Here is a 23,331-nt window from a genome sequence, read left to right as displayed (position 1 = left end):
TGATAAAGCTGTTGAAGATAACTTAAAAAACATAAGAATCTATTGCCATAATACAGGTTTAGATCCATGGCATGCACCAAAAAAAGAAGGGTTCTTCCGTTATTTTGTAGTTAGAAAATCTTATAACACTAACAAACTACTGTTTAATCTTGTAACGACTTCTTATGATTTAGATAAATTTGATTTAGATGCATTTTCTAAATATTTAGTAGAGCTATTTGGCGAAAGAGTTGCAGGTGTTTTACATACTATAAATGATGAAATTGGAGACAGAACCATTGCAACAACCGGAAGTATAAATCTCATTTACGGAGAAGATAAAATTGTAGAAGAACTACTTGGTTTAAACTTTGAAATTAGCATGAAAAGCTTTTTTCAAACCAACCCTAAATGTGCGGAAAAATTATACTCTAAAGTTGTAGAATATGCCTTAGAAAATAAAGAGGCTATTGACAACACTGTTGTATTAGACTTATTCTGTGGCACAGGTACTATTGGGCAAATTGTTGCAAGTAGGTCTACCAATGCCAAAATTGTAGGTGTAGATATTATAGCCTCTGCAATAGCAGATGCTAAAGAAAATGCTAAACGCAATAACATTGATGGATTAAAATTTTATGCAGCCGATGTTGGTAAGTTTTTAAACGAGCACCCTGAGTTTACTAATAAAATAAGAACCATTATTTTAGATCCAGCTCGTGCAGGCATAGCACCAAAAACCCTTAAAAAAATAATAAACCTTAATGCAGACCGTTTGGTTTATGTATCTTGTAATCCAGCTACACAAGCCAGAGATACTGAGCAATTATTACTTGCAGGATACCAAATAAAAAAGTTAAGTTTGGTTGATCAATTTCCGCATACAGCTCATATAGAAACCGTAGTTTTGTTTGAAAAATAGTTAATGAAAAAAATTAAATTTTTATTTCTTTCCGCGCTAATTGCATTTATAAATTGCGAACGCGACGATATATGTGCAGAAAGCACAAGTACAACACCTAGATTATCTGTTGAGTTTTATGATGCAACCGAACAAGACGAACTTAAAAGTGTAACACGGTTAACAGTATATGGTGACAGTCCTGGCATACCCATTCCAGATGACACAGATAACTCTAGTGCTATTTTAGTTGAACCATTAGAACCTGAACGGGTTTATAATAACAATTCAAATGCAGTAAAGCTTCCGCTTCTTATTGGAAATGAAAATGAAACTATTACTACCAGATTTGTATTTGAAAAAGACACCAACTTACGTTTAAACGATAATGTTGATGACAACTCTAACATTGACATTATTGAAATTTCATATACAAATGAGTTTCAATATGTATCTAGAGCGTGTGGTTATAAAAGTGTATTCAGTATTATTGACATAAATTTAAATCCAGATAACAATGATGATGATTTATGGATATCAAATATAGAAATTTCAGAAACATTAGTAGACGATGAAAACACAGTACATGTACGCATCTTACATTAGAAGCTTAATTTTATTGCTGTTGTTTTCTACAATAGCATTGGCACAAGAAGATAAAAAAACGGTAAAAGATACTCTAATATATAAACAAAAATATGGATTACGCTTGGGTGCAGATATTAGTAAATTAGCACGTACATTCTTCGATGATGATTATACTGGTTTTGAAATAATGGGAGATTACCGCCTCACAAAACGAATTTATTTGGCTGGCGAAATAGGTAATGAAGAACGTACCATTAATAATGAAGTTTTAAATAACACTACTAAAGGAAGCTATTTTAAAGGCGGAATAGATCTTAATTTTTATAAAAACTGGCTAGATATGGAAAACATGATCTATGTTGGTTTTAGAGGTGGTGCTAGTACATTTAGCCAAACCTTAAACAGTTATGATATTTATAATGTAAATAATCAATATTGGAATCAGCAATTTACGGTTGAAGAAGGTACAGAATTTTCTGGTCTTACTGCTGTTTGGGCTGAAATTTTAATTGGTTTAAAAGCCGAAATATTCAATAACTTTTATGCAGGTATTAATGCTCAACTCAAAGTGTTAATTACAGAAACCGCACCAAATAATTTTGAAAATCTTTACATACCAGGTTTTAACAGAACCTTTGATAGTGGTAGATTTGGTGTTGGTTTTGGGGCAAACTTATCATATTTAGTTCCTATTTTTAAGAAAGACAAAGTAATTGTTCAAGAAAAAGAAGAAGAATAATTTTTTATATACCAAAAATATATTGTCAATAAATTGGTAATCTACCTTTTCCTTTTTATGTCAAAAAACTTCAAATGACTAAAAGAGTCACCATTGACTATATAATAATATAAAAAAACAGGTGTCTAAAAAATTATAAAAGTTGCTAATAATATTTTTATTTTTAAGCATCAATTCAAAAAACAAAACATGAAAGAACTAACAAAATTTTTATTGTGTAGCCTATTATTAGTGTTTTATAATTTTTCTTATGCACAAGATTGGACACAAAGACATCCTTTAAAAAACATTTCTAACATCACAGAAATGCATGTTTCTAATGACCAAACCATTTTTGCATTAGATGCTACAACAACTATAAATAAAGTTTTAATAAGTACTAATAACGGACAGAGTTATATACGTGTACCAAGTCTAGAGGCTAAAGATATACATATGCTTACAGACGACTTAGGATATTTAGTTGCCTCAAACAAATTAATAAAAACAGCAGATAAGTTTGAAACAGTAGAACAGTTTACATTAGATAATTATGGATTTTCTAATGTGTTTTTTCTTAATGAAAACTTAGGCTTTGTATCTGGAGGCTCTGGCAGGATAGATAAAACAACAGATGGAGGTTTAACCTGGCAGCAATTAACTACTGGCACAACGCAGCCTATAAAAGATGTGTACTTTATAGACGAAAATAATGGGTTTGCCTGTGGTGAAGATCGTACATTTATTAGTACTACAGATGGTGGCAACACTTGGAATGAGATTATTTTACCTATTGAAGACTATTGGACACTAAACAAAATCTATTTTATCAACTCAAACCAAGGTATTATTGTTGGATCTGGTGGACACATGTTTAACACTAGTGATGGTGGAATTACTTGGACAGAAGCTACAAGTGGAACAACTAGACATATTAATGATGTAAAATATCATAACGGTAAATATGTTGCTGTATGTGATTATGGTGTTGTTTTACAATCAACCGATATGGGAATCACTTGGTCTAACTACGAAATAAGCTATTGGAGAGAACTATACTCAGTTGCATTTTCTAATGGCACTATTTATATAGGTTCTGATGGTGACGTTTTTCAATCTACAGATAATGGTGCAACCTGGCAAGTTCATTTACATGGAGTAACAATGAGTAACTTAGGAGATATTTCATTTGCAAATGATAATATTGGGTTAGTTGCTGGGATTTATTCTGGTAGTAGTGCAGTATATGACCATTTAATGTTTAGAACTACAGATGGAGGCATAAGTTGGGAGGAAATAAACATACCAAGTAATGCCTGTTGTTATGTAGCACATTTATTACCTAATGGTAAAGCCATTACCACAAATCAGCTTATAAACAGAGTAGCTTATAGCTCTGATTATGGAGAAACTTGGAATACCTTTACAGGAGCAAACATAACTGAACAATTTATACCTAAAGCTGTCTGGCTAAAATCTGAAAATGATTTCTTTATTGGAGGCGGCTTTGGCTGGGGAGATACTGGTCTATATCGTTATCAAAATGGTATTGGGTGGACATTTGATTCTAATTTTAGTAGCGTTGAGTCTATAAAGTTTTTAGATGATAACTTTGGAATATTAGGTACAGTTAGTCAGTTTTACAAAACTACAGATGGTGGAGATACATGGACTCCTATAAATTATAATGGTGGTAGCTACACTTCCATTAACCTAATTGACACAAACACATTTTATATTGGTAGTTATATTACGACTGATGGTGGCAATACTTTTGAGTTAAATCAATTTCCTGGCTATGTATTTAACTATAAGTTTTTTAACGCCAATTATGCCTTAGCACTAACAAGTAATGGAAATGTTTATAGAACTTTAGATGCAGGTAGTTCTTGGCAGCTTATTAATGATAATGGTATTGAAGACCCTAATTGTTGTGGTAATTTTTACATCTCTGAAAACACAATGGTTGCCGTAGGAAACTGGTCTGATATTTACACATTAGATATAGGGCAAACATTAAGCAATGAAAACTTTGAAAGTAATGAAAACAAGTTTAGTATTTATCCTAATCCTACTGCAGATAAACTATATATAAAAGAAATAAATACAAGAGTATCTAATGCGACTATATATAATCTTAATGGGCAAAAGATTAAATCTTTTTCGCTTTCTGAAAATACTGACAGTATTGACATTAGTGAATTAGAAAATGGAATTTACTTTTTACATATAGAATCTAATTCGCAACTTGTTGCTGTGCATAGAATTGTAAAAAACTAAAATAAACTTAATGTTAATGTCTTAGTTATTACTCAAATAATCTAAGACATTAGCTTCTATTCTACTCTGAATATCACTTACATCACCTTTTACAAAAGTATCACCTGTAATATTCTCATATAATTCTATATAACGTTCACTAACAGATTCTATATAATCATCGCTCATAAATGGCACTGTTTGACCTTCTAATCCTTGAAAATCATTACTTATTAACCATTGTCTAACAAACTCTTTAGATAATTGCTTTTGAGCTTCACCTCTATCTTGGCGTTCTTGATAACCCTCTGCATAGAAATAACGCGAAGAATCTGGTGTATGGATTTCATCTATCAATACAATTTTTCCGTCATTGGTTTTACCAAATTCATATTTAGTATCTACCAAAATCAGTCCACGTTCAGCTGCTATTTCTGTTCCTCTTTGAAATAATTTGCGTGTGTAATCTTCAAGTACCAAGTAATCTTCTTCAGAGACAATACCACGCTTTAAAATGTCTTCTCTAGAAATATCTTCATCATGGTCTCCCATTTCAGCTTTAGTAGCAGGTGTTATAATAGGCTCTGGAAATTTATCATTCTCTTTCATACTTTCTGGCATTGGCACACCACATAGCATCCTTTTACCTGCTTTGTACTCTCTTGCTGCATGGCCAGACATATAACCTCTAATAACCATTTCTACTTTAAAAGGTTCGCAGAGATGGCCAACTGCAACATTAGGATCTGGTGTTGCTACTAGCCAATTAGGCACTAAATCCTCAGTAGCCTTCATCATTTTTGTTGCAATCTGATTAAGGATTTGTCCTTTATAAGGAATTCCTTTTGGCATAACCACATCAAAAGCACTCAGCCTATCGGTTGCAATCATTACCAATTGCTCATCATTAATATTATACACCTCTCTAACCTTGCCTTTGTAAACACTTTTTTGGTTAGGAAAATTAAAACTTGAATCTGTTATTGTGTTACTCATTTTTATGTTTAAACGTTTATTCGTTTAACTTTTTATTTGTTCAACTGCTTACTGTGACTAATCACGGTTCTCTATGCTTTTATATGCAGCAATTACTTTCTTAACTAATTTATGGCGAATCACATCTTTATCATCGAGATAAATCATACCTATACCTTCAACATTTTTAAGCACTAATAAGGCTTCTTTTAATCCAGAAATAGTACGTCTTGGTAAGTCTACTTGACCTGGATCACCAGTTAATAAAAACTTAGCGTTTTTACCCATACGTGTTAAGAACATCTTCATTTGTGCATGCGTTGTATTCTGTCCTTCATCTAAAATAACAAAAGCATTATCTAAAGTTCTACCACGCATAAAAGCTAAAGGTGCAATCTGTATTATTCCTTTTTCTATATAACTATCTAGCTTTTCGTGCGGAATCATATCTCTTAACGCATCATACAAAGGTTGCATATAAGGATCTAACTTCTCTTTTAAATCTCCTGGTAAAAACCCAAGGTTTTCTCCAGCTTCAACCGCAGGACGCGTTAGTATAATTCGTTTTACTTCTTTATTCTTAAGAGCTTGTACTGCCAATGCTACTCCAGTATATGTTTTTCCAGTACCTGCAGGACCAATAGCAAAAACCATATCGTTTTGGCGCATACTCTCTACAAGCTTACGCTGATTTGCAGTTTGTGCTTTAATTAATTTACCGCCTACACCATGTACAATTACTTCATCACTTTTGGCAGATGTAGTATAATCTTCACTACTATTACTTGTAAGAACACGTTCTATAACATTTTCATCTATTTTGTTATACTTTCCAAAATGCTTCATTAACATCATCATTCTAGTATCAAACTCCTCTAACAAAACTTCATCTCCATAAGCTTTAATTTTATTACCACGAGCAACTATTTTAAGCTTAGGAAAGTATTTTTTTAGAAGTTTAATATTTGCATTTTGAGCACCAAAAAATTCTTTTGGAGTAATTTCTTCGAGTTCTAAAATTAGTTCATTCAAAAGGCTAATTATTTAGTGTGTTAATCTGTTTTCTTTTCTTAGTTTTGTGTAACGATTGCTTACAAACAAATCTAATAATTTTACAACCTCAATTCTAAAAAAAATATCAACAATTAATCCATGGCAATAATCACTTTAACCACTGATTTTGGAGAAAAAGATCACTTTGCTGGCGCGATTAAAGGAGCTATTTATAGTGAATTACCAGAAGTTAGAATTGTAGATGTATCTCATTCTGTGTCTCCTTTTAATATTTCGGAAGCAGCTTACATCATATTAAATGCTTATAGTAGTTTTCCTAAAGGAACTATTCATATTATAGGTATTGACTCAGAGTTAAGCCCTGAAAACAAGCATATTGCTATTAAGTTAGACGACCATTACTTTATATGCGCAAATAATGGTATTATGAGTATGATTTGTGCTGAAATTGCTCCAGAAAAAATTGTTGAAATTAATATTCACGATAAAATAGAAACAAATTTTCCTGTATTAGATGTTTTTGTAAAAGTAGCATGCCATATAGCAAGAGGCGGAACATTAGAAATTATAGGAAAAGTTATTAACACTATTAAGCCTATTAAAAATCTAATTCCTTTTGTTAATGACGAAAAAAATCAAATTATAGGTAGTGTTATTTATATTGATAATTATGGTAATGTAGTCACCAATATTAAGAAAAAATACTTTGAGGAGGTTCAAAAAACGCGTGCTTATGAGATCTCTGCACGCAATTATAAGTTTACAAAAATTTACAGTAAATATAGCGATATTGTAAATTTTGATATTGAAGAATCTAAACGTAATGATGAAGGCAAAGGTTTAGTGGTTTTTAATTCTTCTGGTTATTTAGAAATTGCAGTTTACAAAAGTAATTGTAGCACTGTTGGTAGTGCTTCTACCCTAATGGGATTAAAATCTATGGATACAGTAACTGTTAATTTCTTGCCCACCCTTAGTCCTTTACAAAGAGAAGGAAGTCTAAGATGACGCAAAAAACTAAAAAATTATTTTCTCAGCAGTGAGAAAGTCCTTTCCTTTGGAAAGGAATATAGGTAAGGCTTTTAATATATGTTAGTAAGAATTGTAAAAATGAGTTTTGAACCGTCTAAGATTGAAGAATTCTTAGCTAATTTTGAAACCAATAAGAATAAGATTAGAGCTTTTGAAGGCTGTAATTTTTTAGAATTATATCGCGACCAGAACAATACCAACATCTTTTTTACGTATAGTTATTGGAATTCTGAAGATGATTTAAATAATTACAGACATTCAGATTTATTTAAATCGGTTTGGGCAAAAACCAAACCTTTATTTAATGCTAAACCTGAAGCTTGGAGTGTGGACAAATTGGTGAGTATAAAATAATGGGAGGTACAGCAATAGAAATACTGTATAATCAAATAATATTCTTTACAAATAAAGAGACATTCGTTTTAAAAAATTATGGTTATATAATATTTGAAACTCACAAAGGAAGTGGTAAACCTATATCAGAGATTTATAAAATATTTAAACGATTTATAGAAATAGGATTTCTTTCAAATAATAAAAGTGATGATGAATCTTATATAACTGATATTAATTATTCGTTAGAAATGATAAGGTCAAAAATAGATGAATAAAAATGTTAGCAATACTTAAAAAAGAAATAAACACCTTTTTCGCATCGCCAATTGGCTATTTGGTCATTGGTGTGTTTTTATTACTAAACGGCCTTTTTCTATGGATGTTTAAGGGCGAATTCAACATTTTAAATAATGGTATTGCAAGTCTATCGGCTTTCTTTTTATTAGCTCCTTGGATTTTGATTTTTCTAGTGCCAGCAGTAACCATGCGTAGCTTTAGTGATGAAAAAAAACAAGGTACTTTAGAGCTATTAGTTACAAAGCCAATTTCTCATTTTCAGATTGTATTAGGTAAGTATTTAGGCGCTTTTGCTTTAATTGTCTTAGCATTAATTCCAACATTATTGTACGTTTATACTGTTTCTCAATTAGGAAACCCAGAAGGTAACTTAGATATGGGAAGCACTATTGGTTCTTATTTTGGACTATTGTTCCTTATCGCAGCATATACTGCTATTGGAGTATTTGCTTCTACGCTATCTGACAATCAGATTGTGGCCTTTATAATCGCTGTGTTTATATGTTTTTTTATGTATTTTGGTTTTGAAGGGCTTTCTAATTATAACATTTTTGGCGATTTGGTTTATATGGAAAATCTAGGGATGTCAGCACATTATAATAGTATGAGTCGTGGTGTATTAGACACCAGAGATTTGGTTTACTTCATTAGTATAGCCTTAGCATTTTTATTATTCACAAAACTTAGAATTCAGAAATAATGATTATTACTCCACTGCTAATCATATTTATGATTATAGTTTTTGTACTGCTCTTCTTATTTTTAAATACAGTAGATAAACGCAAATGGTTAACAGGATTAATCAGTTTAACTTTAACACCGTTTGCATATTTCTATATGTTTTATCCTTTTGTAAATATTGTGAGTAATTATCATCATCAAAAATACTTTAATAGTGAAGCTTGGGTAGAAAAACCAGCTTTACGATACGAAATGATAGACCACACTATCGAGTCTGATACACTTATTGGTGCAACAAAAGAAGAAATAGAAAATTTATTAGGCAAAAACGAATGGTTAACTTGGGATGACGAAAAGAAAGACCATAACCAAGATAAATGGAACTACGGTTTAGGTATAGAACCAGGTGCTTTTAATGATAACGTTGACTGTGTAGAAATTACTTTTGTTAAAAATCAAGTTTTTAGTCTAAAGCCTTTTCAACAAAAAATAACATACGAGAAAAATGAAAAAGAATAAGACACTAATATATATCCTCGTTGTTATCATTGGTTTAATTGTAGTTAATACTATTGCTGGTCAATTATATGGTCGGTACGATTTAACTAAAGATAAACGTTACACACTATCTGAAGCCACAAATACACTTGTAGATGCCATAGATGCTCCTCTAATAATCGATGTTTTTCTTGAAGGTGATTTTCCTTCTGAATTTCGTTTACTTCAAACTGAAGTAAAACAAATCATTGAAGAATTTCAACTAAAAACCAACAATATAAAGGTTAATTATATTAACCCAATAGAAGACGAGGCTACAAGACAACGCAATATAGATGAACTTACAAAATCTGGACTAGAACCTTATATTAATACAGATAATAGCACAGGAAAAGTAACTCAAGAAATTATTTTCCCTTGGGCTTTTGCTAGTTATAAAGATCAAACTGTTAAAATCCCATTACTTAAAAAGAGTATTACTCAAACTCTCCAAGAACAGATTAATAATTCTATTCAAGGTATAGAATATGCTTTTGCAGATGGTTTTAGTAAACTTATTAATACCAAAGCTAAAACAATAGCGATTTTAAAGGGAAATGGTGAATTAAATGATCTTTACATTGCAGATTTTTTACAAACCATTCAACCGTATTACAAAATTGCCCCTTTTACATTAGATAGTGTAAGCAGCAATCCGCAAGGCACTTTAGATAAGTTAAAGCAATACGATTTAATTGTTGTTTCTAAACCAACAGAAGCATTTTCAGAAAAAGAAAAATTAGTTTTAGATCAATATACCATGAGAGGTGGTAAAAGTCTTTGGTTGACGGAGTCCGTAATTATGGACAAAGACAGCCTGTACAATAATACAGGTGCATCAGTATCTATAATGCGCAATTTAAATCTTAACGATTTCTTTTTTAAATATGGTGTTAGAGTTAATCCTAGCTTAGTAAAAGACCTCTACTCTGCTCCAATTATGTTGGCTATAGGCGAAGGTAGTCAAGCACAATTACAACCTATTCAATGGCAATATTCTCCTTTAGCAGCGTCTAACCCAAAGCATCCAATCACCAAAAATTTAGAATTGGTAAAATATGATTTTACAAGTCCTATAGACACGCTAAAAAATAGTGTTGACAAGACTATTTTGTTACAGAGTTCACCAAAATCTAAATTAGAAGGAGTACTTACAAACATTGCATTAGCAAACGTTACCAAAGCACCAGATGAATCTAAATATAATTCTGGCCCTCAAAACCTGGCAGTTTTATTAGAAGGTGAATTTACGTCTGTTTACGACCAACGTGTATTACCTTTTAAGGTTAAAAATTTTCAAGCCAAGAGCACACCAACTAAAATGGTGGTTATTGCTGATGGTGATGTAATAAAAAATGATGTTAGAAAAAACAGACCACTTCAACTTGGCGTAGATTACAGAGGTTTTGAATATGGAAACAAAGAATTCCTATTAAACACCATCAATTATTTACTTGATGACACAGGACTTATAAACATTAGAGCCAAAGAAATTAGTATTGCTTATCTAGATTCCGATAAAATTAAAGATGAAAGTGGTAAATGGCAATTAATTAATATAGCCTTACCATTACTGATTTTAGCTTTGTTTGGTTTGGCCTTTAATTATTTAAGAAAACGTAAATACGCATAAACAAAGTACTATTTAAAATAATGAGATTCCCACTTTCGTGGGAATTTATTGTTAATAAGTTTGTTTTATAAAACCCTTCTATTAAGATATATTTGTAAGGCAAATCTAAAAGTTAATAAACACATATACTCGGATGAAATTTATAGTTTCAAGTACATATTTACTAAAGCAACTTCAGGTCTTAGGAGGAGTTATCAATAACAGTAACACACTTCCGATTTTAGATAATTTCTTATTTGAACTTAGCCAATCTAAATTAACCATTTCTGCAAGTGATTTAGAAACAACCATGTCTTCTACAATTGATGTTGAAAGTGATTCTGAAGGAAGTATTGCTTTACCAGCACGTTTATTATTAGACACTTTAAAAACATTTCCTGAACAACCATTAACGTTTGTTGTTGAAGAAAACAATACTGTAGAGATTAGCTCTAATCATGGTAAGTATGCCTTAGCCTATGCTGATGGTGCAGAATTTCCAAATGCAGTATCTGTTGAAGATGCCAGTAAAACAAACATTAAAGGAGATATCTTAGCCACTGCTATTAGCAAAACTATTTTTGCTGCTGGTAATGATGATTTAAGACCTGTAATGAGTGGTGTATTCTTTCAGTTCTCTACAGAGAATTTAACCTTTGTAGCAACAGATGCTCACAAATTGGTAAAATATACCAGAGATGATGTTAGCGCAACAGAATCTGCTGAATTCATTATGCCTAAAAAACCTTTAAATCTTTTAAAAGGTATTTTAGCTGGTAGCGATGATGATGTATTAGTAGAGTACAACGAGTCTAATGCTAAATTTACATTTGAAAACTCTGTTTTAATTTGCCGTTTAATTGATGGAAAATATCCAAACTACGAAGCGGTTATTCCAAAAGAGAATCCAAATAAATTAGTTATTGCAAGAACACAGTTTTTAAACTCTGTAAAGCGTGTTAGTATTTTCTCTAATAAGACAACGCATCAAATACGTTTAAAAATTGCTGGTGCAGAATTAAACATATCTGCAGAAGACATTGATTACAGTAACAAAGCAGAAGAGCGCCTAACTTGCGATTACCAAGGCGATGATATGCAAATAGGATTTAACTCACGTTTCTTAACCGAAATGATTAATAACTTAAATTCTGATGATGTACAGTTAGAAATGAGTTTACCTAATAGAGCTGGTATCTTAACACCAATAGATGGTTTAGACGAAGGTGAAAATGTGACTATGCTTGTAATGCCTGTAATGCTGAATAGCTAAAAGAAAACGACTTTATATAAAGACAAAAACCACAACATTACTGCTGTGGTTTTTTTATGATCTAAAATGATATTGTGATCAAGCGTATAATATAAAAGCGTACCAGTGGTACGCTTTTTACTTTCATTAAGAAAGCTTACTCAACTAAAATAAACCAGATTACTTATTATCCATAGAGCTATCAGGAAAGTTAAAATACGTTCCACTATAACTTGCCTTTATTTCCACGCCATCTTGACGTAAAAAAGTGATAGATATATCTAAAAATGTATCCGTTATACTATGTATTGTAGCATCAATTGCAGTCGCTGAAATTGTTGCACTATCATCTTCTAAAACAACTATTCCTTCATTTAATTCTCCTGCATTGATAGTTGCATCTAATATAACTTCATATTCAATAACCTCCGTAATACTATATATTCCAGATGCTAATGGATTTTGGTTAATCAATACATAACTGTAATTAAAATCATTTAACGTTATACCATTTTCAATAGCATTCATTAGTTCTGATTCTGATTTATTTTGAAAGTTTAGAATGGTATTATCATTTCTAGTTTCCATAAAAACTGAAGCGATAGGATACGTCTCGTCTCCTATTTTTAGGATATTTTGAGTATTGCTATTATTGTCATCATCAGAACTACAAGCTATAGTCATTGATAACACACATAGTATGAATAAGGATTTAAAATATTTCATATGTTTTTGTTAAGAGTACCTGCAAAACAATCACAGGTACTCAGTTATTAATTAATTTATTGTTTGATAATTTTTTTAGTTGTAGAACCTTGAGCAGTTTCAATTTGTAAAAAATACACTCCTGAAGGAAGATTTGAAACATCAACACTATTTTGAACTTCATTTTGCGCTAATACTATCTGTCCATTAACACTATATAATGCCAAACGCTTTAAGTCTTGACCAAAAGTTTTAATATGTAGCGTTTCGGAAACTGGGTTTGGATATACTAAAAGCCAATCTTCTATGTTAGAAATTTCATCAATACCTAAAGTTGAATTGTATTCATAAACACCCAAATCTATAGTAGTATTAAAAATTCTATCATTTCCTGATAAGTCTAAATCGCCAAATAAAGCTACATCGTAATAAGAATTATCACCTTGATCTATAATATAATTTGAAGCTGATGTTGGTTTGTAATTGGCATCTAAGTTTAGATTATCTAGGGTTGGATTTAATGTCGTTACGTTTGTTGTTGAAAAAGTACCATATGTTCCTGCGTTTGCTGGTACTGCTGCAATGGTATTGTGTATAAAAACATCGTAACTAGTATCTATACCATTAGAAATATCTCTAGTGGCTGCTGTACCATTTGTAGTATTCTGCCAAAAAATTGAGTTATTAACATTAAGGTTAAGACTACCATTCCCCGAAGCTTCAATAACATTACCATGTGTACTGTTATTTTCGTTATTAATAAATGTGCTATTATTGATAACGACATCAAAGGTATTACCATTAGCATAATCTGATCTAAAAATAGTTAACGCTGAACCGTTAGTATCGTTATCTGCAACCAAAACATTTGCCCAACGTGTAAAAATATAACCGTTTGTACTATCTGATTGTACATAAACCAATCCTAAATTAACCGATGTATTATTTACAAATGTGGTGTTCTCCAAAAGTAAACCTCCATTCAGTGTTCTCATTTTAAGTAAATACCCATTAGAATAGTTGTTTCTAAACACTGAATTTTTGATCTTCAGGTTGTTAATATTTACACTATTTGGTATAAATAGCACACCATTTTCTTCTACACCACCAGATTGAGAAGTGTCATAAATATTTTCAAAAATAATACCATCAAAAGTGACATTACTGTTTCGTATTTCAAATAAGCGCTCTGCATTATCCGTTTTATTAGATGTAAAATCGCCATCAATATCATCGCCATTAATGTCTCCTGTAAAAATGGTTGCATTTGTGGTGTGAATTGCTGTAAGATCTCTATCTGCTAAAGTTGTTTCTGTACCAGAAAAACCGCCAATAATATCTACTTCGTTTGTATTAACAGCTATTGGTGTGTTTTTATCTGCTAATGTATACGTGCCTTTTGCTACCCAAACAGCATCATTTAAATTGGTAAGTGCTAGAGCGTCTGTTACGTTTGTAAAAGCATCTGTCCATGAACTACCATCGTTTGCACCTGTTGCATTTGCATCTACATAATATACAGTAGGAATGCAATTTACACTATAATTGGTTTGCCCATCTTTAGTCCAACCTGCCACATACAAACCACTGTTTGCTGGTGGTGAAAAGCCAGCATCTACTTGAATACAAGTTAAACTTGAATTACCATAAGCTTTCATCCAGTTTATATTGCTGTTATTACCATTAGCTATATTTAATTCGTATAAAACACCGTTGTTATGACATTGTATGTCTGTAATCAGCGTATTGGCGCTAATATCTAAGGTTTCAATTTGATTATCAGCACAGTGTAAACGCGTCAAGGCTAAGTTATTACTAACATCTATTGCTGTTAAATTATTGGTGTAACAATCTAAACGTGCCAAATTGGTAAAAGCTTCAATACCTGTTAAATCTGCAATAGACAAACCATTTATAAGTAACTCTGTTGTAGCTTGTGCTTCGGCCACAGAAATTTCGGTATCACCATTTAAATTGATACCATTATTGTTTACTAAATAACTTTTAAAATTAGCATCTGGAATAGTTACAATTTGGTTTAAAGTGGCACAATCAGCGTTGTATTGTGCAATACCTCCTTTGGTCCATCCAGGACTATAAATTCCAACATCTGCAGGTGGCGTATAGCCTGCATCTATTTGAATACACGATAAACTATTACCATAGGCTTTCATGTAAGTGAAGTTACTGTTATTACCATTGGCAATGTTTAACTCTTGTAAAACCCCATTGTTATGGCATTGAATATCTACAATTTGCGTATTAGCACTAATATCTAAAGTTGTAATTTGATTACTAGCACAGTGCAAACGCGTTAAGGCAAGGTTATTACTAACATCTAAGGCAGTTAAATTATTACTGTAACAATCTAAACGTGTAATATTGACAAAGGCTTCAATACCTGTTAAATCTGAAATTGATAAACCGTTAATTAATAATTCGCCAGTAAAGGCTTGTGCTTCTGCAACAGAAATTTCAGAATCTGAATTGGTATTAATTGCTGCATCTGCTAACAAATAGTTTTTGAAATTAGCATCGGGAATGTTTACATTTTGCGCAGTTATTGTGCAGCATGTAATTCCCATTAAGACATAAAATAAGAGTAATGTTTTTTTCATTGTAGTTGAAATATTATGTTTTTCAACTGCAAAAAAACAATGGTTTACTACCTATTTAAACCAGATTTTGCTGAATACCTTAAATTTCTTTCTGAATGAAAACATCACATAAATGTTTCTTTCACCACTTCCAAAAATTGCTCTTTTTTAGATTTAGATATTGGTATTTTCTTTTTGTTTTGCATCATTAAATAATCACCATCATCCTTTACTAATTCTTCTACATACTTTAGATTAATAAAATAGGATCTATGACATTTGAAAAACATGGCGTTATTTTCTAATTGCTCCACAAAATGCTTTAAGGGTTTGCAAATCGTTTTTTGCTTACCATCTTTAAGTTGTACATTGGTGTACATGCCATCAGCTTCAAAATAGATGATATCATCATGAGATGTAAATAAAATACCTTTTGGAATTTCTAATGCTATTTTATCCATAGATAATTGCTTTAACGAATGGCGTAACTTGTTTAATTGATCACTCAAATCGCTTGCTCTTATGGCTTCCTCAGCTTTTAAAACTGCCGATTTTAATTCTTTTACATCTACAGGTTTTAAGAGATAATCTACTGCCGAAAGCTTGAATGCTTCGACAGCATATTGATTGTAAGCGGTGACAAAGATGATCTTAAAATCTATTTGCTCAGGAAAATATTCTAGTACGTCTAAACCCGATTGATTGGGCATTTCTATATCCAAAAACACTAATTGTGGTTTTTCGCTTTTAATTAATTCCACTCCAGAAATTAAATCAGAGGCTTCTATTAACTCATCAATCTGTGGACAATAGGTTTTTAGAAGTTCTAGCAATAAATGTCTAGCACGTTTTTCGTCATCTATAATAATCGCCTTCATTTGCTTAAAATTTTATGGGAATGTAAATGTTTACTCGAGTTCCTGAAGCAGTTCCTTGTACTTCAAGGTCTTCTACTATAACATTTATATCTTTTTTTAATTTCGTTTTGTAAATATGAATACGTTCAGCATTAGCTTTAGTGGCAAAAGGTTTATGCATACGTTTATGTTCAGAAATGGTTTTTGCTTGTTGCCGTCCAATACCATTATCTTCAATTACAACTTTTAATTTATCTTCATCTTTTGTTGCAATGATCTGCAATTTGCGCTCACCTTTTTTATGTAACAAACCATGTTTCAGAGCATTTTCTATATAAGGTTGAATGAATAAGGATGGTACTTTTATAGCTTTTATATCTAAGTTATTTTCTATATCAATTTTATAATCTAGCTCATCTTCAAATCGTACTTTTTCAAGCTCTAAATATAATTCTAGTGCTTTTATTTCTTGCTGAAGTGTAATTTCGTTCTGCTGACTATACTCTAAATATATACGTATTAATCGACTAAATTTAACCAAATATGTACTTGCTAGTTCTTTCTCATTTGAAATGATATAATCTTGTATAGAATTTAAAGCATTGAAAATAAAATGTGGATTCATTTGAGATCGGAAGTTCTCTAATTTTAAACTCGCCATTTTCTTTTCGAGTAAAATTTTATTGATCTCCTCCTCTTTTCTCCTCTCTTTGATTTGTAGTCGCCATTTGAAAATTAAAAACAGAAGTAATACAATAAATGCAAGTATCAATGTATAAAACCACCATGTTTCCCAAAAAGAAGATTGAATACTAAATGCCAATGATGCGCCTTTTGAATATTGCGAAGCAGAACTATGCTTTGCTTCTACTTCAAAAGTATATGCACCACTTTGAAGTTCTTTAAACTCCATAAAATTATTACCTCTACTCACATTTTGCCAGGTTTGATCTAGAGGTTTTAACTTATATCTATAATGCATCTGCTTGTTTGACAAATAACCATTAGACACAAAATCAATTCTAATTTTATTTTGATTATAATCTAATTGATAACCATCTTTCAAAATTGTGTCCTTATCATTTACGCTTAATGATTTCAGTTCAACATCAGCAGTAGTAATGTTTTTAAATAATTTAGAATCTTGTTTTGGCAGTCTATAAAAATGCGTTGGTGAAGTTAAAATCAAATCATCTTTTAATACTACAATGTGCTGTGGATTGAGTTCAAATCCATCTTGATAACTCAATTTAGAGATCGTACGCTTTTCCGAATTGTGCTTTATCAATCCTTCTTTATGAAAAACCCACAAATATTCGTCATCTGATGTTATATTTTGAATTTCGACAGCGTCAAACTCCTTTTCTATTTTTAGCCTATTATTTTCCAAAGACCATAACGTAGCATCTTGAGCTAATAGCCATGTTTTGTCTTCAGTTTTTGTAATACTACTAATCATCAAAGAAACGTCTCCATCCTTTATTTCTTCAACATTATTTTGTTCTAGATCATATAAATAAAGACCATCTATAAATGCAACCAAAAGTTTATTGTTTTCTAAATACTTTGAGGTGATTACACGTTTGGAACGCAACAATTCTACAGTATTATTAGTGTAAACTTTTGCTTCTTTATAATTCCCATAAAAGACTGTTTTGGCATTAATTACTTGTATGCTTTTAGCTACTGAGTATTGATTTCCTAAATCTTTCAATTGATTTGTATTTAAGTCCAATACGAAAGATTTTGAATTATTACTACTAATAATTAAATGCTCATTATAAGCGTCATAAGAGAGTGAGTTTATAGTTAATGACGTAGGAAGTTTGAAAACATTTTCTAAGGTATTGCCCTTGTAAAATAAAAGTTGACCGTTTTTTGTTCCTATAACAAAATTGTTTTGTTCTAATTTACAAACAGAGGAAAGTTTACTAAAGTTTTGTTCTATTTTAACCTTTTCAAAATATAAATTAGGCACCACAAATACGCCATTATCAATAGTTAAAAACCAATAATTAGCATTGAAATCTTTATGAATATCTGTTACAGATTCCTCTTTAAAATAAGTGTCTATATACTCTAAATTTCCTCCTATAAATTCATAAACATAAACACCTTTAGTAGTACAAAACCATAATTTACCATCAATAGAGATGATATTATATATTTCTAAATGTTGAATTAATTGTGGTGTTGGAATTTTGAGAAACGCATCGTCATTAGCATTAATACTATAAAAATGATTTTTAAGATTCTCCTTATACTTAAAAAAAATTCTATTAGAATCTATTTCAAAAAAACCAGAAGATTCTATATTATTAATATTTAAAGACGTTACATTCTTCTCTTTTTTATCCTTAAAAACTTGAATTGAAAACGCCTTTGATTGCGAATAAAAGTAACTTGAGTTCTTGTTTATTAATGTAGAAACTATGCTTTGTTTTGATAATTGCTCTATGTCTTTACTTTTGATAATGATTTCATAAATACCAGAATTAGAAAAAACTAAAATAGAATCCTCAAATACTTTGAAATACGAAAATTGACCATTAGTGATGTCATTTACATCTAAAAACAATTCTAATTTCTCATGCTCAACATAAAATAATTGACCATACAAATTATTACACCAAACCCTACCTTCATTATCTTTTTGTAACCCAAATACAGAACTTCCTTTCTGCTTAATATGCGTATATTTTTTATAGTCATACCCATTATATACAAACAAACCTTTATCTGCAGCTAACAGTATATTATGCTTATCATCTTCTATGATATCATAAAACTCTATATCAGGAAGGTTTGATGTATGCAATAAATTATTCTGTATAGGGTTTTGCCCATTGATAACACTAGAAATCAATGAGAAAGTAATAATAATTAAATGCTTAAAAACCCTTTGCATAAGTATTGAATAACAAACATAAGACATAGATTTATAGCTAATAATCTTTTTTTCTGGATTTAGTATTTTTTTTTCTGAAAGAAAAAAGCTCATCAAAATTGATGAGCTTTTTTATTACCTCTTGAGATGAAATGCTGAAACAAGTTCCAGCATGAGTAACTAACTAATAAAATTAAGAGATAACGGATAGCTAGGTAATTCACCATTACTAGCCTTTATTGCGTTTACAATTGGCAATATAAATGCCATAATTCCTACTAAAATCAATGTAAGTATACCTAATCCAAAAGCAAATATTAACGGAATACTTAGTATACAGTAAACTATAATACTCAATTGAAAATTTAATATCGCTTTTCCGTGAGCATCCATACCATCCACATTATCTTTTTGTGTAGCCCAAATAATTAGTGGTACTATTAGCCCTCCAAAACCTGTAAGATAGGTCAACAATTGAGCTAAGTGCGTAATTAACAATAACTGATTGTCGGTACGTTTAAGTGTATGATAATTAGATTCCATAATTCATATTTATTTACACCTATGTGACGCAATTGGCTATAAAATGTTACAATAATTCAACTAAATTAATTGATCTTACAATTAGCACTTTCTTTCTTTACACCAAGTTTTAGCAAAATCGTTTCTAGCAAGCACCATTTTGTAAAAGCAGACTGTATTAAGTTAACTCCAATAAATACTGTAAACCACATCCAATTTTGGTGTACATAAAATGTAAGTACAACACTCAACAATACCATTGTACCAACTATAACTCTAAAATATGTATTTAACATGCTTATTTATTTTAATATTTATATATTTTTTTGAAGACGAAACCGAAGTTGAAAGATGAAATTCTTTTTTTAAACGCTAAAAAATATATTTCTAACTTCTCATTTCTATACTCTAGTTCCTATTTTCTAAAAGCTTCTATTTATAATTTTTTCGTTCTATCATATAATACACTAATGGCACAACCAATAAGGTTAATATTGTACTTACAATAGTTCCTCCCATTAATGAAATAGCCAATCCTTGGAAAATTGGGTCGAATAAGATGACAAAAGCACCAATAACAACCGTTCCTGCAGTTAATAAAATCGGTGTCGTTCTTACAGCACCTGCTTCAATAACGGCTTGTTTTAATGGCACACCTTCTTCTAATCTTAAATTCACAAAATCAATAAGTAATACTGAATTTCTCACCATAATACCAGCTAAAGCAATCATACCAATAAATGATGTTGCTGTAAAAAAGGCTCCTAGCATCCAGTGTCCTAAAACAATTCCTACTAAAGACAACGGAATCGCAACCATCATCACCACAGGTGCTTTAAAGTTTTGGAACCAACCAACAATAAGGATATAAATGATAATGATAACACCTAAGAATGCAATACCTAAATCTCTAAATACTTCGAGTGTAATTTGCCACTCGCCATCCCATTTTACAGTATAATCATCTTCAAACTCTGGTTGTTTTATATACAACTCATCCATTTTGTAGCCTTTTGGTAAATTAATCTCTTGTAGTTTGTCTGACATTCCTAATATGGCATAAACAGGACTCTCTAATTCACCAGCCATATCTGCCATAACATAGACAACACGTTTCTGATTTTTACGATAAATACTTTTTGGTTTATAACCATCTTCAATAGTGACTAAATCTACAATAGGAATTAAATTACCGTGTTTAGATTTTACTTTAAGATTCGCAATATCCTGAATTGTAGATTTCTCATTTTCGTCTAATGCCAATACCAAACCTACCTGATTGGATGCATCTTCATCATACAAATGCGTTATCGCTCTGTTTGCCAATGCCATATTCATCGTATAAGCAATCTGTTGTGGTGCTATACCATTTAACATGGCTTTTTCTTTATTAATTTTAAAGTTGAATTCCTTCTGATCTGCTTCAACCATCCAATCAATATCCACAACATCATCTGTTCGTTTTAATATTGCCTGAACAGAATCTGCAACTCGAATTTGCTCATTATAATCTGGTCCATAAACTTCGGCAACAATCGTGGATAATACTGGTGGACCTGGCGGAACTTCAACCAACTTAACATTAGCATTAAATCTTGAAGCAATCTTCTGAATATCTGGTCGTAATAGTTTTGCGATATCGTGACTTTGCGCACTACGATCGTGCTTATCGGTAAGATTCACCTGAATATCTGCCATATTACTTCCACCACGCAAATCGTAATGACGTACCAAACCATTAAACGTGATTGGTGCAGATGTACCAACATAGCTTTGGTAATTCACCACTTCTGGTCTTGTAGATAGATATTGTCCTATTTCTTTAGCAACTATAGCTGTACGTTCTAATGTTGTACCTTCAGGCATATCAATAACTACCTGAAATTCGTTCTTATTATCAAATGGCAACATTTTCACTGCTACTGTTTTTGTAAAGAATAAACCAACAGAACCTATCAACAAGAAGAATGTTACTCCTAAAAACAACCAACGTTTGGTCTTGTTTTCTATAAGTGGTGTTTCAAATTTTGAATAGATTTTATAAATCATAGAATCTGAAATATCAGCAGTTTCATCTTCAACAGAGGCATCGGCTTTCTTATCTTTTTCACGTAAGAATATATAACCCAAATAAGGTGTAATTGTTAATGCCACAAACAAAGACAACAACATTGCTATGGAAGCACCTATTGGCATAGGACTCATATAAGGTCCCATTAAACCAGAAACGAATGCCATTGGCAATACAGAAGCGATTACCGTAAACGTTGCTAAAATGGTTGGATTACCAACTTCGTTAATCGCATACAAAGCCGCTTGTTTAAATGGCAAGCGTTTCATCTTAAAATGCCTATGCATATTTTCGGCAATAATAATGGAATCATCTACAACAATACCTGTTACAAATACTAAAGCAAAAAGTGTAATTCGGTTTAAGGTATAATCGAGTAAGTAATAACTCAATAAGGTTAATGCAAATGTAATAGGCACTGATAGAAATACTACGAGTCCTCCACGCCAACCCATTGCCAGCATTACCACAATAGTTACTGCAATAATAGCTCCGATAAGGTGCATCAATAATTCCGATACTTTTTGCGATGCTGTTTCACCATAATTTCTAGTGATTTCTACATGAACATCATCTGGAATTAAGGTTGCTCTCAAGTGTTCAACTTTATTTATGATAACATCAGAAATTTTCATCGCATCTGCACCTTTTCGTTTAGCAACAGAAATAGTAACTGCAGGATATTCCGATTTGTACGTATTTATTTTTTCACTGGCAAAACCAAATCCAAGACTTACATAATTAACAGGAACTTCTGGTCCATCTAAAACCTTTGCAACCTGACTTAAATAAATAGGCTGATTTTGAAACACACCAACCACAAGGTTTTCTACATCTTCTTTAGTTTTAAGAAACTCACCAGTTTTTACTAAAAATTCATTATCATTTCTATCAAAGCTACCAGCACTTAATTGTTGATTATTAGCTTTAATCATTTCAGCAACAGATAAAAAATCTAAACCGCTCGATGCTAATTTATTTTTATCAATTACAACTCTTAATTCCCTATTTCTACCACCAATCTTATGTGTAATAGCTACATCATTAACCTTTTCTATCTCATCGGTTAACTCTTGTGCCATTTGCTTTAACTGAAAATCATCATAATTCTCGCTCCAAAGTGTTAATCCCAACATTGGCACATCATCAATAGCACGTGTTTTCACCAAAGGCATTGTAACTCCTTGTGGCATTTGGTCCATGTGTTTATTGATTTCATTATAGAGCTTTACAAACGAACGCTCAATATCTTCTCCAACATAAAACTGAACAATGACCATTCCTTTTTCTTGCATAGAAGTAGAATACACATACTCTACTCCTTTTATGTTTGAAATGAGTTTTTCTAACGGTTTTATAACTCTAGATTCTACTTCTGTTGGGCTTGCTCCAGGATAACCCACAAAAATATCTGCCATTGGCACATCGATCTGTGGCTCTTCCTCTCGTGGAATTAAAAACGAACTGTACACACCAATGACCATAAAAACAATCATTAAAAGCACTGTAAG

The 23,331-nt window shown here is 31.4% G+C and carries 20 protein-coding genes; 11 read left to right on the top strand and 9 right to left on the bottom strand.

Annotated features, from left to right (window positions below):
* From rlmD to N4A42_RS06910, 4 genes are all read left to right on the top strand, one after another.
* A partial coding sequence (rlmD, locus tag N4A42_RS06925; RefSeq protein WP_294071815.1) for a 23S rRNA (uracil(1939)-C(5))-methyltransferase RlmD occupies positions 1-901 on the top strand: 901 nt, incomplete at its 5' end.
* 3 nt (positions 902-904) lie between these two features.
* Positions 905-1,486 (top strand): DUF6452 family protein, encoded by a 582-nt coding sequence (locus N4A42_RS06920; protein WP_294071812.1) that lies wholly within the window; start codon positions 905-907, stop codon positions 1,484-1,486.
* Positions 1,452-2,207, top strand: a complete 756-nt coding sequence (locus tag N4A42_RS06915; RefSeq protein WP_294071810.1) for a DUF6048 family protein — start codon at positions 1,452-1,454, stop codon at positions 2,205-2,207. Before N4A42_RS06920 ends, N4A42_RS06915 begins: the two co-directional genes overlap by 35 nt.
* A 189-nt stretch (positions 2,208-2,396) precedes the next feature.
* Positions 2,397-4,466 (top strand): YCF48-related protein, encoded by a 2,070-nt coding sequence (locus tag N4A42_RS06910; RefSeq protein WP_294071808.1) that lies wholly within the window; start codon positions 2,397-2,399, stop codon positions 4,464-4,466.
* Positions 4,467-4,487: 21 nt separating this feature from the next.
* On the opposite strand, the gene N4A42_RS06905 is transcribed toward N4A42_RS06910, so the two are convergent.
* Both N4A42_RS06905 and N4A42_RS06900 read right to left on the bottom strand, forming a co-directional pair.
* Positions 4,488-5,441 (bottom strand): phosphoribosylaminoimidazolesuccinocarboxamide synthase, encoded by a 954-nt coding sequence (locus tag N4A42_RS06905; RefSeq protein WP_294071806.1) that lies wholly within the window; start codon positions 5,439-5,441, stop codon positions 4,488-4,490.
* Between the two features lie 57 nt (positions 5,442-5,498).
* Positions 5,499-6,452 carry a PhoH family protein gene (locus N4A42_RS06900; protein WP_294071804.1) on the bottom strand — a complete coding sequence of 318 codons (954 nt, stop codon included), beginning with the start codon at positions 6,450-6,452 and terminating at the stop codon, positions 5,499-5,501.
* Between the two features lie 120 nt (positions 6,453-6,572).
* Here N4A42_RS06900 and N4A42_RS06895 point away from each other — a divergent pair, with 120 nt between their 5' ends.
* The 7 genes from N4A42_RS06895 (at position 6,573) to dnaN (ending at position 12,202) form a co-directional block, all read left to right on the top strand.
* Complete coding sequence (locus tag N4A42_RS06895) at positions 6,573-7,442, top strand: SAM-dependent chlorinase/fluorinase (protein WP_294071801.1); 870 nt, start codon at positions 6,573-6,575, stop codon at positions 7,440-7,442.
* An 81-nt stretch (positions 7,443-7,523) separates the two neighbouring features.
* Positions 7,524-7,820 carry a putative quinol monooxygenase gene (locus tag N4A42_RS06890; RefSeq protein WP_294071799.1) on the top strand — a complete coding sequence of 99 codons (297 nt, stop codon included), beginning with the start codon at positions 7,524-7,526 and terminating at the stop codon, positions 7,818-7,820.
* A complete protein-coding gene (locus N4A42_RS06885) occupies positions 7,820-8,077 on the top strand; it encodes a hypothetical protein (protein WP_294071797.1) in 258 nt (85 codons plus the stop codon). Before N4A42_RS06890 ends, N4A42_RS06885 begins: the two co-directional genes overlap by 1 nt.
* 2 nt (positions 8,078-8,079) lie before the next feature.
* Positions 8,080-8,799 (top strand): gliding motility-associated ABC transporter permease subunit GldF, encoded by a 720-nt coding sequence (gldF, locus tag N4A42_RS06880; protein ID WP_294071795.1) that lies wholly within the window; start codon positions 8,080-8,082, stop codon positions 8,797-8,799.
* A 29-nt stretch (positions 8,800-8,828) separates the two neighbouring features.
* Positions 8,829-9,299 carry a hypothetical protein gene (locus tag N4A42_RS06875; protein WP_294071793.1) on the top strand — a complete coding sequence of 157 codons (471 nt, stop codon included), beginning with the start codon at positions 8,829-8,831 and terminating at the stop codon, positions 9,297-9,299.
* Positions 9,286-10,950 (top strand): gliding motility-associated ABC transporter substrate-binding protein GldG, encoded by a 1,665-nt coding sequence (gene gldG / locus N4A42_RS06870; RefSeq protein ID WP_294071791.1) that lies wholly within the window; start codon positions 9,286-9,288, stop codon positions 10,948-10,950. Before N4A42_RS06875 ends, gldG begins: the two co-directional genes overlap by 14 nt.
* A gap of 133 nt (positions 10,951-11,083) precedes the next feature.
* Complete coding sequence (dnaN, locus tag N4A42_RS06865; protein ID WP_294071788.1) at positions 11,084-12,202, top strand: DNA polymerase III subunit beta; 1,119 nt, start codon at positions 11,084-11,086, stop codon at positions 12,200-12,202.
* A gap of 159 nt (positions 12,203-12,361) precedes the next feature.
* On the opposite strand, the gene N4A42_RS06860 is transcribed toward dnaN, so the two are convergent.
* The 7 genes from N4A42_RS06860 to N4A42_RS06830 all read right to left on the bottom strand — a co-directional run.
* Positions 12,362-12,865, bottom strand: a complete 504-nt coding sequence (locus N4A42_RS06860) for a hypothetical protein (protein WP_294071786.1) — start codon at positions 12,863-12,865, stop codon at positions 12,362-12,364.
* A gap of 98 nt (positions 12,866-12,963) precedes the next feature.
* Positions 12,964-15,504 carry a T9SS type A sorting domain-containing protein gene (locus N4A42_RS06855; RefSeq protein ID WP_294071784.1) on the bottom strand — a complete coding sequence of 847 codons (2,541 nt, stop codon included), beginning with the start codon at positions 15,502-15,504 and terminating at the stop codon, positions 12,964-12,966.
* A 104-nt stretch (positions 15,505-15,608) separates the two neighbouring features.
* Complete coding sequence (locus N4A42_RS06850; protein WP_294071782.1) at positions 15,609-16,361, bottom strand: LytTR family DNA-binding domain-containing protein; 753 nt, start codon at positions 16,359-16,361, stop codon at positions 15,609-15,611.
* 4 nt (positions 16,362-16,365) lie between these two features.
* On the bottom strand, positions 16,366-19,341 hold the full coding sequence (locus N4A42_RS06845) for a histidine kinase (RefSeq protein ID WP_294071780.1): 2,976 nt from the start codon (positions 19,339-19,341) through the stop codon (positions 16,366-16,368).
* A gap of 66 nt (positions 19,342-19,407) precedes the next feature.
* Positions 19,408-19,770, bottom strand: coding sequence for a DUF4870 domain-containing protein (locus tag N4A42_RS06840; RefSeq protein ID WP_294071778.1), 363 nt, complete (start codon positions 19,768-19,770; stop codon positions 19,408-19,410).
* Positions 19,771-19,835: 65 nt separating this feature from the next.
* Entirely contained in the window at positions 19,836-20,045 is a 210-nt protein-coding gene (locus N4A42_RS06835; RefSeq protein ID WP_294071776.1) for a DUF2892 domain-containing protein, read from the bottom strand.
* 136 nt (positions 20,046-20,181) lie between these two features.
* The coding region (locus N4A42_RS06830) for an efflux RND transporter permease subunit (protein ID WP_294071774.1) at positions 20,182-23,331 on the bottom strand (3,150 nt) is incomplete at its 5' end.

This window comes from Winogradskyella sp. (genome assembly GCF_025210595.1).
GTDB lineage: Bacteria > Bacteroidota > Bacteroidia > Flavobacteriales > Flavobacteriaceae > Winogradskyella.
This window is presented reverse-complemented; position numbering and strand designations above follow the sequence as displayed.